At 36.4% G+C, this 12563-nt stretch carries 12 protein-coding genes and 1 pseudogene; 10 read left to right on the top strand and 3 right to left on the bottom strand.

Annotated elements, in window-relative coordinates; translation table 11 throughout:
• Positions 1 to 127: 127 nt before the first annotated feature.
• The 8 genes from HW271_RS04470 to HW271_RS04435 all read left to right on the top strand — a co-directional run bounded on the left by HW271_RS04470 (position 128) and on the right by HW271_RS04435 (position 7624).
• Positions 128 to 799 carry a GTP pyrophosphokinase family protein gene (locus HW271_RS04470; RefSeq protein WP_178895016.1) on the top strand — a complete coding sequence of 224 codons (672 nt, stop codon included), beginning with the start codon at positions 128 to 130 and terminating at the stop codon, positions 797 to 799.
• Positions 783 to 1601, top strand: a complete 819-nt coding sequence (locus tag HW271_RS04465; RefSeq protein WP_004252947.1) for an NAD kinase — start codon at positions 783 to 785, stop codon at positions 1599 to 1601. Before HW271_RS04470 ends, HW271_RS04465 begins: the two co-directional genes overlap by 17 nt.
• Positions 1598 to 2497 (top strand): RluA family pseudouridine synthase, encoded by a 900-nt coding sequence (locus tag HW271_RS04460; RefSeq protein WP_178895015.1) that lies wholly within the window; start codon positions 1598 to 1600, stop codon positions 2495 to 2497. Before HW271_RS04465 ends, HW271_RS04460 begins: the two co-directional genes overlap by 4 nt.
• 15 nt (positions 2498 to 2512) lie before the next feature.
• On the top strand, positions 2513 to 3487 hold the full coding sequence (pta, locus tag HW271_RS04455) for a phosphate acetyltransferase (RefSeq protein WP_178895014.1): 975 nt from the start codon (positions 2513 to 2515) through the stop codon (positions 3485 to 3487).
• A gap of 148 nt (positions 3488 to 3635) precedes the next feature.
• The gene (ylqF, locus tag HW271_RS04450; RefSeq protein ID WP_036754008.1) at positions 3636 to 4487 is read left to right on the top strand and encodes a ribosome biogenesis GTPase YlqF; all 852 of its coding nucleotides are present in this window, start codon (positions 3636 to 3638) and stop codon (positions 4485 to 4487) included.
• Positions 4474 to 5253, top strand: a complete 780-nt coding sequence (locus HW271_RS04445) for a ribonuclease HII (protein WP_178895013.1) — start codon at positions 4474 to 4476, stop codon at positions 5251 to 5253. The genes ylqF and HW271_RS04445 overlap by 14 nt, the downstream gene beginning before the upstream one ends.
• Before the next feature lie 15 nt (positions 5254 to 5268).
• Positions 5269 to 6819, top strand: coding sequence for a ClC family H(+)/Cl(-) exchange transporter (locus HW271_RS04440; RefSeq protein WP_178895012.1), 1551 nt, complete (start codon positions 5269 to 5271; stop codon positions 6817 to 6819).
• A 61-nt stretch (positions 6820 to 6880) separates the two neighbouring features.
• A complete protein-coding gene (locus HW271_RS04435; RefSeq protein WP_178895011.1) occupies positions 6881 to 7624 on the top strand; it encodes a CPBP family intramembrane glutamic endopeptidase in 744 nt (247 codons plus the stop codon).
• A gap of 514 nt (positions 7625 to 8138) precedes the next feature.
• Here the strand turns inward: HW271_RS04435 and HW271_RS04430 are convergent.
• Together HW271_RS04430 and HW271_RS04425 are read right to left on the bottom strand one after the other, a co-directional pair.
• Positions 8139 to 8462, bottom strand: a pseudogene (locus HW271_RS04430) (transposase); the annotation flags it as partial.
• Positions 8463 to 8967: 505 nt separating this feature from the next.
• Positions 8968 to 9990, bottom strand: coding sequence for a hypothetical protein (locus tag HW271_RS04425; protein WP_178895010.1), 1023 nt, complete (start codon positions 9988 to 9990; stop codon positions 8968 to 8970).
• A 152-nt stretch (positions 9991 to 10142) separates the two neighbouring features.
• Here HW271_RS04425 and HW271_RS04420 point away from each other — a divergent pair, with 152 nt between their 5' ends.
• Together HW271_RS04420 and xerS are read left to right on the top strand one after the other, a co-directional pair.
• Positions 10143 to 10370, top strand: coding sequence for a zinc-ribbon domain-containing protein (locus HW271_RS04420; RefSeq protein ID WP_178895009.1), 228 nt, complete (start codon positions 10143 to 10145; stop codon positions 10368 to 10370).
• A 391-nt stretch (positions 10371 to 10761) separates the two neighbouring features.
• Positions 10762 to 11832: a tyrosine recombinase XerS gene (gene xerS / locus HW271_RS04415; RefSeq protein ID WP_178895008.1), complete on the top strand. Its 1071-nt coding sequence runs from the start codon at positions 10762 to 10764 to the stop codon at positions 11830 to 11832.
• 74 nt (positions 11833 to 11906) lie between these two features.
• Here the strand turns inward: xerS and HW271_RS04410 are convergent, their stop codons facing one another.
• Complete coding sequence (locus HW271_RS04410) at positions 11907 to 12548, bottom strand: hypothetical protein (RefSeq protein WP_178895007.1); 642 nt, start codon at positions 12546 to 12548, stop codon at positions 11907 to 11909.
• Positions 12549 to 12563 lie beyond the last annotated feature (15 nt).

The raw sequence follows: 12563 nt of genomic DNA, 5'->3' as shown, positions 1-12563 counted from the left end.
AACCTTTTCTTTATATTTGAAAGCGATTTATGGTATAATAAGCATTGTATTTATTGTATATGATTTTCATGAGAAAATCAAAAATTAGATAAATTAAACTGCATAGAGAATTGGACGTAAGAGTTATATGATTACAGAATGGGAAGAATTTTTAGATCCTTACATTCAAGCTGTCGGAGAATTGAAAATTAAACTCCGAGGTATCCGAAAACAATATCGAAAACAAAATAAACATTCTCCTATTGAGTTTGTCACGGGTCGGGTTAAACCGATTGAAAGTATCAAAGAAAAAATGGCACGCCGGGGTATTGGCTATGACACACTTGAACAGGATTTGCAAGACATTGCAGGTTTACGTGTCATGGTTCAATTCGTAGACGACGTAAACGAGGTTGTTTCTATCCTTCGTAAAAGACAGGATATGAGAGTTGTTCAAGAACGAGATTATATTACTCATCGAAAGGCATCGGGTTATCGTTCTTACCATGTGATTATTGAGTATACGGTTGATACGATTTACGGTGCGAAAACTATTCTAGTTGAGATTCAAATTCGTACCTTGGCTATGAACTTTTGGGCTACAATCGAGCATTCTCTCAATTATAAATATCAAGGAGATTTCCCAGAAGAAATCAAGGAACGACTTGAGATTACAGCCAGAATTTCACATCAGCTTGATGAAGAAATGAGTAAAATACGTGCTGATATCCAGGAAGCACAAGCGCTCTTTGATCCTTTGCACAGAAAGTTAAATGACGGGGTAGGAAACAGTGACGATACCGATGAAGAATACAGGTAAACGAATTGACCTAATTGCCAACCGTAAGCCTCAGAGTCAGAAAGTTCTATTCGAGTTAAAAGAACGATTAAAAAAGAATAATTTTATTCTGAACGATAAAAATCCAGATATCGTCGTCTCTATTGGTGGTGATGGCATGTTGTTATCTGCTTTTCATAAGTATGAAAACCAACTGGATAAGGTTCGTTTTGTTGGGGTTCATACGGGACATTTAGGTTTTTATACGGATTATCGTGATTTTGAGTTGGACCAATTGGTTACAAATTTACAGTTGGATAATGGAGCTCAAGTTTCTTATCCACTCCTAAGTGTTAAAATCTTTCTTGAAAACGGTGAAGTCAAGTCTTTCCGAGCACTAAACGAAGCTAGCATTCGTCGAGCGGATCGAACTATGGTTGCTGATGTCATTATTAACCATGTTCCCTTCGAACGTTTCCGTGGTGACGGCCTAACAGTTTCAACGCCGACTGGAAGTACAGCTTATAATAAATCACTTGGTGGAGCAGTACTGCATCCTACCATAGAAGCCCTTCAATTAGCTGAAATCGCCAGTTTGAACAATCGAATCTACCGAACACTTGGTTCATCAATTATTGTTCCTAAAAAAGACAAGATTGAATTGATACCAACTCGAAATGACTATCACACAATCTCAATCGATAATAGTATCTATTCTTTCCGAAATATTGAGAAAATAGAGTATCAGATTGATCACCACAAGATTCATTTTGTAGCCACACCAAGCCACACCAGTTTTTGGAATCGTGTTAAAGATGCCTTTATTGGCGAGGTGGACGAATGAGGTTTCAGTTTATTGCCGACGAACATGTCAAGGTCAAAACCTTTCTGAAAAAACATGAAGTTTCAAAAGGGTTACTTGCCAAGATTAAGTTTCGAGGTGGTGATATTCGAGTCAACGGGCATCCGCAGAATGCAACCTATCTCTTAGATATCGGAGATGAGGTCGTCATTGATATTCCGCCAGAGGAAGGATTCGAGACACTTGAAGCAATTGATTATCCTCTAGATATTCTATTCGAAGATGATCATTTCTTGATTATTAACAAACCCTCTGGAGTCGCTTCAATCCCTAGTGTCAATCATTCCAATACCATTGCCAACTTTATCAAAGGTTATTATGTAAAACAAAACTATGAGAATCAGCAGGTCCACATTGTGACGAGGCTTGATAGAGATACATCAGGTTTGATGCTTTTTGCTAAACACGGCTATGCGCATGCTAGGTTAGACAAGCAATTGCAAAGAAAGGCTATTGAAAAGCGGTATTACGCCCTAGTCAAGGGAGATGGTCATCTGGAACCTCAGGAAGAAATCATCGCTCCGATAGCCCGAGATGAAGATTCTATCATCACTCGACGAGTAGCAAAGGGTGGGAAATATGCCCATACGTCCTATCAAATCGTGGCATCTTATGGGAATATTCACTTAGTTGATATTCGTCTCCATACTGGGAGAACTCACCAGATTCGGGTTCATTTCTCTCATATTGGATTTCCATTGCTCGGAGATGACCTTTATGGTGGAAGTTTAGACCACGGCATAGAGCGTCAAGCGCTTCATTGTCATTACTTATCGTTCTATCATCCATTCTTAGAAGAACAGTTAGTGCTAGAATGCCCGCTGCCGGATGATTTCGAAACACTTATTACACAGTTATCAAATAATAATTTATCTTAAAAGGAGTCAAAACTCATGGAAGTTTTTGAAAGTTTGAAAGCCAACCTAGTTGGTAAAAATGCTCGCATCGTTCTACCTGAAGGTGAAGAACCACGTATCCTACAAGCAACGAAGCGTTTGGTTAAAGAAACAGAAGTTATCCCAGTTCTTCTAGGAAACCCTGACAAGATTAAAATCTATCTCGAAATCGAAGGAATTACAGAAGGTTACGAAGTCATCGATCCAGAACATTACCCACAATTTGAAGATATGGTCGCTTCACTCGTTGAACGTCGTAAAGGAAAAATGACTGAAGAAGAAGCGAGAGAAGTGCTCAGCAACGATGTAAACTATTTTGGTGTTATGTTAGTTTATATGGGCTTGGTTGATGGTATGGTTTCAGGTGCTATTCACTCTACAGCTTCAACAGTTCGTCCAGCTCTTCAAATTATCAAGACTCGTCCAAATGTTAGCCGTACATCAGGTGCCTTCCTTATGGTTCGTGGAACAGAACGATACCTTTTCGGTGACTGTGCTATCAACATCAACCCAGATGCTGATGCTCTAGCTGAAATTGCGATTAACTCAGCTATCACAGCTAAGATGTTTGGTATCGAACCTAAAATTGCTATGCTTAGCTATTCAACTAAAGGTTCAGGTTTTGGTGAAAGTGTTGATAAGGTTGTTGAAGCAACAAAAATCGCTCATGAGCTTCGTCCAGACCTTGAAATTGATGGGGAATTGCAATTTGATGCTGCCTTCGTTCCAGAAACTGCAGCTCTTAAAGCACCAGGAAGTAATGTAGCTGGACAAGCTAATGTCTTTATCTTCCCAGGTATTGAAGCTGGTAACATTGGTTACAAGATGGCAGAGCGTCTTGGCGGATTTGCTGCAGTTGGACCTGTATTGCAAGGACTTAACAAACCTGTAAATGACCTTTCTCGCGGATGTAACTCTGACGATGTTTATAAACTAACTCTAATCACAGCAGCTCAAGCTGTTCATCAATAAGAATTTTATCCCTCTTTTCCTCTTGGTAAAGGGGGATTTCCCTTTTATTGAGATATCATTCAACTGCAAAAATAGCCAAAATATGGTAAAATAGTCAGTAATCATCTTTGTTTTATAGAATAAGTTTGTATGAAGAAAAGGAAATAAAATGGCAACTATTCAATGGTTTCCTGGACATATGTCTAAGGCGCGTCGTCAAGTTCAGGAAAATTTAAAATTTGTTGATTTTGTGACGGTTTTAGTTGATGCACGTTTGCCCTTGTCTAGTCAAAATCCGATGCTGACTAAAATCATCGGAGATAAGCCAAGACTATTAATTTTGAACAAGGCAGACCTTGCAGATCCAGTATTAACAAAAGAATGGCGTCAACATTTTGAATCACAAGGCATTCAAACACTGGCCATTAATTCTAAAGAACAAATTACTGTAAAAGTCGTAACGGATGCCGCCAAGAAACTTATGGCAGATAAGATAGCTCGTCAAAAGGAACGTGGGATTCAAATTGAAACCTTACGCACCATGATTATCGGGATTCCAAACGCTGGTAAATCAACGCTGATGAACCGTTTGGCAGGTAAGAAAATTGCTGTAGTTGGTAATAAACCTGGTGTGACAAAAGGCCAACAATGGCTCAAAACAAATAAAGATTTGGAAATCTTGGATACTCCAGGGATTCTATGGCCAAAATTTGAAGATGAAACCGTAGCACTCAAACTTGCGCTTACGGGAGCAATCAAGGATCAGTTACTTCCAATGGATGAGGTAACGATTTTCGGTCTCAATTACTTTAAAACGCATTATCCTGAAAAGCTTCAAGAACGTTTCAAACAAATGAATCTGGACGATGAAGCTCCTGAAATTATTATGGATATGACGCGTATCCTTGGTTTTCGTGATGATTACGACCGTTTTTACAACCTCTTTGTCAAAGAAGTTCGTGATGGAAAACTTGGTAACTATACCTTAGATACATTGGATGATCTTAATGGCAACGATTAAAGAAATCAAAGAAGAATTAGCAAAGATAACTGATCTTGAAAGTCCTTTGTTTAAGGAATTTGAAAAAGATTCTCGTTCAGGTGTCCAAAAAGAAATTGAAAAGCGGAAAAAAGCCCTTCAAGCAGAAATTGATGAAAATCTTCGCTTAGAAGCCATGCTTCGCTATGAAAAAGATCTATATAGTAAAGGGATATCTCTAATTGCAGGTGTAGATGAGGTTGGACGTGGTCCGCTAGCTGGTCCAGTGGTGGCTGCTGCAGTGATTTTACCTCAAAATTGTAAAATTAAAGGCTTGAATGACAGTAAAAAGATTCCCAAGAAAAAACATGAAGAGATTTTTCAGGCCGTTAAGGACAATGCACTAGCAATCGGTATTGGAATTATGGACAATCAAGTCATTGATCAAGTCAATATCTACGAAGCGACGAAACTAGCCATGAAGGAAGCTATCTCTCAACTTGAACCTCAACCAGAGCACCTCTTGATTGATGCTATGAAGTTGGACTTGCCGATTTCTCAGACATCCATCATCAAAGGAGATGCGAATTCCTTATCTATTGCAGCAGCATCGATTATAGCTAAAGTTACCAGAGATAAGATCATGGCTAACTATGACGAAGAATTTCCAGGCTATGATTTTGCTCAAAATGCTGGCTATGGAACTGCTAAGCATCTCGTAGGAATTGAAAAGCACGGTGTCACACCTATTCATCGCACCAGTTTTGAACCGATTAAAACGATCGTTTCAGAAACTAGTAAAAGATAATTAAAGGAGAGAATTATGGAGGAACAATCGGAAATACTTAGTTCCAAGAAAGAATTTGCCTTCGCGTCCAGTACGATCTTAGCTCAAGTAGGGCGAGGTATTATTGTCGGATTAGTCGTAGGAATTATTGTCGGATCATTTCGATTTTTGATCGAAAAAGGCTTTCATATCGTTCAAGGATTTTATCAAGACCAAGTGAATCTGATACGGAATCTATTGATTATTTTATTGTTTTATATCCTCATTTGCTTACTTAGTGCCAAATTAACACGTTCAGAAAAAGATATCAAAGGTTCTGGTATTCCTCAAGTTGAAGCCGAGTTAAAAGGTCTCATGTCTCTCAACTGGTGGAGTGTCCTCTGGAAGAAATATATTCTTGGTATTTTAGCAATTGCTAGTGGACTCATGTTAGGGCGTGAAGGTCCCAGTATTCAGCTAGGTGCCGCTGGAGGAAAAGGAATTGCCAAATGGCTCAAGTCTAGCCCTGTTGAGGAGCGTTCTTTGATTGCTAGCGGAGCTGCGGCTGGTCTTGCTGCAGCCTTTAATGCACCGATTGCGGGGTTATTATTTGTAGTAGAAGAAGTGTATCACCATTTTTCACGATTCTTCTGGGTTTCTACCTTGGCTGCTAGTCTAGTAGCAAACTTCGTTTCCCTTCTCATCTTTGGCTTAACACCTGTTTTGGATATGCCGGATGACATCCCTCTCATGAGTTTGAGTCAATATTGGATTTATCTTGTTATGGGGATTTTTCTTGGACTCTCAGGTTTCCTTTATGAAAAAGCCGTTCTGAATGTCGGAAAAGTCTATGATTGGATTGGCCAAAAGGTTCACATTAATAAAGCTTATCATCCAATTTTTGCTTTTATCCTAATCATTCCAGTAGGAATATTTCTACCACAAATACTTGGTGGGGGCAATCAGGTTGTCTTATCCTTAACAGAACAAGATTATAGTTTTCAAATTCTCTTAATTTACTTTATCATTCGCTTTATCTGGAGCATGATCAGTTACGGAAGTGGACTGCCAGGTGGTATTTTCTTACCGATTTTAGCTTTAGGATCCTTACTTGGTGCCCTAGTAGGCGTTATTTGTGTCAATCTTGGCCTTGTTACCCAACAGCAATTTCCTATATTTGTAATTCTTGGAATGAGCGGTTATTTTGGGGCTATCTCAAAAGCACCTTTGACAGCTATGATACTTGTGACTGAAATGGTTGGTGACATCCGAAATCTCATGCCTTTAGGCATGGTGACCCTAGTTGCCTATATTGTCATGGATATGCTCAAAGGAGCACCTGTTTACGAAGCCATGCTAGAAAAAATGCTACCTGAATCAGCAACTGATGATGGAGAAGTTACACTGATAGAAATCCCGGTTTCTGATAAGATAGCTGGTAAGCAGGTACATGAACTCAATTTACCTCATAATGTCCTCATCACAACCCAAGTACATAACGGTAAAAGTAAAACAGTTAATGGATCCACAAGGATGTATCTAGGTGATATGATTCATCTCGTGATTCCAAAAAGTGAAATTGGAAAAGTAAAAGATTTGCTTTTATAGAAGTGTTGATTTACATAATTTTTATTACGAAAAGTTATAATATATTTTGAAAGGTTTCTCTATGAAAAAAAATAAGGCAATTTTGGTATATTTGCTAGGAACATTTATCCAATTAGTATCAGTTTGTCTAGTTTTCTTTCTATTGAATCGTTATTCTGTTCAGTCTAATGTATTAACTATTTCAGGAATCATTCTAGGTGGAATTTCTTCAGCTCTTTGGGGAATAATTGTTGCTAATCGATATTTTCATATTCATTTTAAGAAGATTTTAAAAGATTTTTTTAACATTCATACTAGTTATAAACACTATTTATTATCTTTCTTCCTAATTATATTTGATTTTTCTTTCATATTGTTTGGTGGGAAAATGTTAGAATTTAACTGGTATCTCCCTTTTTTGATGTTCTTCAAATTTATTTTATTTGGAGGAATAGAAGAGATTGGATGGCGATATGTATTTCAACCAATTTTACAAGAAAATTTGCCGTATTTCCTCTCAACAATCTTAACCTTTTTTAGTTGGGCTATTTGGCATCTGTTGTACTTTTACATAGATGGTTCTCTGGCAATATTACAATTGACGCCGTTTTTAATTGGATTACTGACAAATTCTTTCATACTATCAGCACTATATATTAAAACAAACAATCTCTGGATTTGTGTAATGACTCATTCAATTATTAATGTCTTGTCTCAACTAACCATAGATACTAATCAATACGAAACTTACTTGATAAAAATCTTCGTCATCTTAGTTTCGTGCTATATGGTAATGAATAAAAAAGAAGAGTATAGTCGTAACTGATTGTATTAGTAAACTTTCATCTTAATAAAATGAAATATAAAACTCCAAAACCAAATCAAATATGATTTGGTTTTTATGATAATAAGAATCAAATTTTACTTGAATTACATTTACTAGAGTTGAAGATCGACGGAGGAGCATTTAGCAAAAAGTATAAAAAATTTTAATCATAATAAATTAATTAAAAGAAAAACTAAAAAATTTTGGTTACAAACTATACACTAGCAAAACTAAAAGTTTATGTACAATTGGCTTAACGTGAGCTAAACTATTGATACAACTGAATTAGAAGCATAAAGTACATTCTTTAAGGAGTGTACTTTATTTTTATTTTGTACATTATTTTGAAGTGTTATTTTGTATATTTTCTAGTTCATAACATCATCTGATTTAAGGAATTGATTTGTACATTTTTACTCTAATAGGTGCAGAAGAAGTAGTGGTTCAATTGTACATTTTTGGCTACTCATTTAAGGACTTATTGATAGTAAGATATAGATTTTTACTCGTGGTGCTAGTTAATCTCAAAGTATCTCAGATTATAAGTCAGTACAATTTGCTCCATTCTCAACTGCAATCCTGTAAAGCCTCTAGCTAGTGTTTGTTCGACATCAAAAAAAGCACAAAGTTCTGAAAATCGAGTTTCAATAATCCGTCTCATAGCCATTAGTTTCCAATGATTATGTTGTTTAGCTCTTGCCATATTTTGACGTAAAGGCGTCCAAAGATGGTAACCTTTCTGTTTCAACTGTTCTCTGAGTTCATAGCTAAGATAAGCTAAATCAGCTAAAACATAGGGTTGAGAACAATTTTCTAGTAAGTCATCAACTGCCTTGACCGTCGATTAAACCGACTTCTTTCAAGGAGACACCCACAAGGATTCTTGTTTAGAAGCATCGAATCAATCAAGAAGGATCACCCAGAGGTTCCAGCATTTGAAGAATATGACGAGCTAGTTGAAGCAATCAAAAAATCCCTATAAAGGGATTTTTTTATACCTATAATACCTTGTGCAAAATAGTCGTATATATCAAAATCAGAGTCACGTTACCTACTATTAGACCAAAAGTCGCAAGCAAGGTATTTGCTGTACCCGGCTTAAAATCTGCACTAATCAAATATGGCCAAAAGCATATCATTGGGAAAACGGCTATTAACACGCATACATAGGTAGGAAAGCTTGTCCAAAGAAAGCGTGTCGTCTCTAACCAGTGCCCCCATGAAGGTATCATTATTTTGCTTATAGTGAAAAGTATGCATATAAGGTGGACCACTAGAAGATAAATAGCATACTTTGTCTTGCTCAGTATTTTTTTCTTTTTCATTTTATCTAACTATCCTTGCTAATTATTCTCTCGTTCACCTGCAATATGAACTTTAAAACTAAAATTAACTATATTATTATTCGAATCAAGGTCTAAATTCATAAAATAATGATTCCAAAAGAATTCATTGTTACCTGCTCCCCACTGCACACCGTAATGTCCCAAATATTCACCTCTCGGATTGCTTGGAGTCAGCCATATTTTTTTACCAAATACTTCCTTAAACTTATTTTCATCAAGCTTCTCTAGCAAATCTATACCATCTATATTATATGAGATTCCATATTCTTTAGCAGCAGCTGTGCATTCAGAATCGAAGCAAACCTGCGTAACTACACAGTCCTTCAGTTCCTCATACCTCTTTTTATGCCCGTAAACACCTATGCAGCCAACTACTACATTCTTCTTTACAAGAAGATAAGTCGATCGTGTGACTGCAGAGTCATATGACTTAAATCCGCTTGGCACTGTTACACCGGAACCTTGGTATTTATAATAGCTTCCCGATGTCAAAAGCTCATTATAATTAGGATAATCATGTCTACCATTTGACACATAGATTTCAAACCCCTGGTCTATCAAATCCGAAATCTTAGTCTCTGTAAGATGAATTTCAGTTCTGTCAATTTTAAGTGGAGGTGCGTTATCAGGTAGACCTATAATTATATATACAAACATCAAAAACACGAATATCATAAGAACTGCAACGATACCTATCCAAGATTTCCCGGTTCTCTTTCGTGCATTGAAAAGCGCCATTATAGAAGGCGTGATTATAGCAGCACCAATTGGCGCCGCCCCATGACGGAACATGCCCATGACCTTAAAGGCAATTACAGCGCTAATTAGTATTAAAACTATGTGCACTGCATACTCTCCTACGCTTAGCTTACTCGTCCTAGTCTGATTATTTGCTGGGGCATCGTACACTGGAACACCGTTCTCAAAGGTGTTCTTCATTCTAAAACGCAGCCAAAACAATATTCCAATAAACACAACTGCCAAGAACACTAGCAACCCAATAAAAACTAATCTTTCCATCTGTAACCTTTTCTCTGACCTAATTATCGTTCATCAAAATTCATATCTAGTCTACCACATTTTGAAATTGTTTTACAATATTTACATACTTGTGCACGAATCAAAAAGTTTTAAACGGATTTAACGACTTAGCAACGACACAACAAACTCTAATGCATGAGTGGGATTATTTAAATAACCTCCTAATAGCAAATCCAACTGAAATAACTGAATTAAGTAATACTAATGTATGGTGGATATGTAAAGAAAACTCAAATCATCGATACAAACTTAAAATTAATGAAAAAATTAAGTATAAAAAGCGCTCATTAATAAGTTGCCCAATTTGCAAAGGTTTAAGAAGAAAACAGGAGCATTTTGTTAGATTAAAGATATACTAGAGAATACTAAAATAAAACAAAGTAAAAACGCTCTAAAGTTCATTAAATTGATTATAGAGTGTTTTTTGTTGTCAAAATGTACATTTTAAAAATTTTTAGTTTTCACTTAAATAAAGTACATTTTCGTCTGAATTGAGAGTAGTCAAAATTTTCAGTGTTCACTTAAATAAAGTACATTTTCGTCTGAATTGAGAGTAGTCAAAATTTTCAGTGTTCACTTAAATAAAGTACATAATTAAGAATAATTAGCTCTAAAAAAATTTTTGGTTATACTAGCAAAGATTTAGATATTGCATATATCCCCTATAACATCTTTCCGAAAAACTATAATTTTCTTGAAAAATATATCTAGCTATGCTATACTACTAGTATAGAAAGATTTGGAGAAAAAATGAAACGTGAGATTTTGTTAGAACGTATTGATAAACTTAAACAAGTCATGCCCTGGTATGTTCTGGAATACTATCAATCAAAATTGGCTGTTCCCTACAGTTTTACGACCTTGTACGAATATTTAAAGGAATACGATCGATTTTTCAGCTGGGTTTTAGAATCTGGTATATCGAATGCTGACACCATGGCAAATATACCTTTAGATGTACTTGAGAATATGACAAAGAAAGACATGGAATCTTTTATTCTTTACTTACGTGAACGTCCTTTGCTTAATGCTAATACGACAAAGAATGGTGTCTCCCAAACAACCATCAACCGTACTTTATCAGCGCTTTCTAGTCTTTATAAGTACTTGACTGAGGAAGTTGAAAATGAACAAGGGGAACCTTATTTCTATCGCAATGTTATGAAGAAAGTTGCTACCAAGAAAAAGAAAGAAACTTTGGCTGCTCGAGCCGAAAATATCAAGCAAAAGCTTTTTTTAGGCGATGAAACAGAGGGTTTTTTGAATTATATCGATGAGGAATACCCCAAAACTCTCTCAAATCGTGCCCTATCCTCCTTTAATAAGAATAAAGAGCGAGATTTAGCGATTATAGCCCTTCTTCTCGCCTCTGGCGTCCGTCTCTCTGAAGCCGTTAACCTTGACCTTCGAGATCTCAATCTCAAAATGATGGTGATTGATGTTACTCGAAAAGGTGGAAAACGAGACTCGGTCAATGTTGCTGCCTTTGCTAAGCCTTATCTGGAGCAATATCTCGCTATTCGAGACAAACGTTATAAGACAGAAAAGACTGATACAGCTCTCTTTCTAACATTATATAGAGGTGTTCCAAACCGTATTGACGCTTCTAGTGTCGAAAAGATGGTAGCCAAGTATTCAGAAGACTTCAAAGTACGCGTAACACCCCATAAACTGCGTCATACACTAGCAACTCGTCTCTATGATGCGACCAAATCACAGGTTCTGGTCAGTCACCAGCTAGGACATGCTAGCACACAAGTTACCGACTTGTATACCCATATCGTTAATGATGAGCAGAAAAATGCCTTGGATAGTTTATAATGATACATAATATAATTTATGTAATGTTTAAAATAGAGCGATAGATAATAAAAATCTATCGCTCTTTTATTATTCTATAAAAATTCAATCCAATAATTTCTGTGTGGCTCAATTATAACTGGCTTTCCCAAAAATGACTTTAGATAAGCCAGATTCGCAGAGGTTACGGGTCTTTTTTCTTCATTGTACTTCTCAGCACTTTCTTTCGTTAAAAAACATTTAACAGCTTCATATGGCGTACCGTCACTAGCTGTACGATCAATGCCCATATAAGCAATTTCATCACCTTTTTGAGGAATGTCAGTAAGCAGTTTTCCAATAAAGTAGACCGTTTTATCTTTCATTAATTCATAAGCTTTACTATTTTCAAGGCGGTTATTAGCTGCAGCGTACATAATACAAAAACTATCAACAATATCTTTCATTGGCATTAACTCATCTTTGCTAACGATGATTTCCTCAGGAGCAAGACCACCAATAATTAGGGCTTTAAAATGTGCTTGCTGAATAACATTGTCTAAAGCCATTCCCAGTGGGATTTGGACAGCTTGCAAACCTAATGGTTCTAACTCTTGTCTTTTCTTATCGAAATGTTCTTGTGTGATACTAATATTCAAATCGTAAGGATTTGTAGATTCTTGGTTTTTAAAAAAAGCTACCACAGTACGATCTAACTGTTCAAATAGTCCGAGATTTTCAATTGGAATCTTTATCATTGATGTTAGGCCTCT

The organism is Streptococcus sp. oral taxon 061, from assembly GCF_013394695.1.
Taxonomy (GTDB): Bacteria; Bacillota; Bacilli; order Lactobacillales; family Streptococcaceae; genus Streptococcus.
Note: the sequence above shows the minus strand (reverse complement) of the source record. Positions and strands in the feature narration are given on the sequence as shown.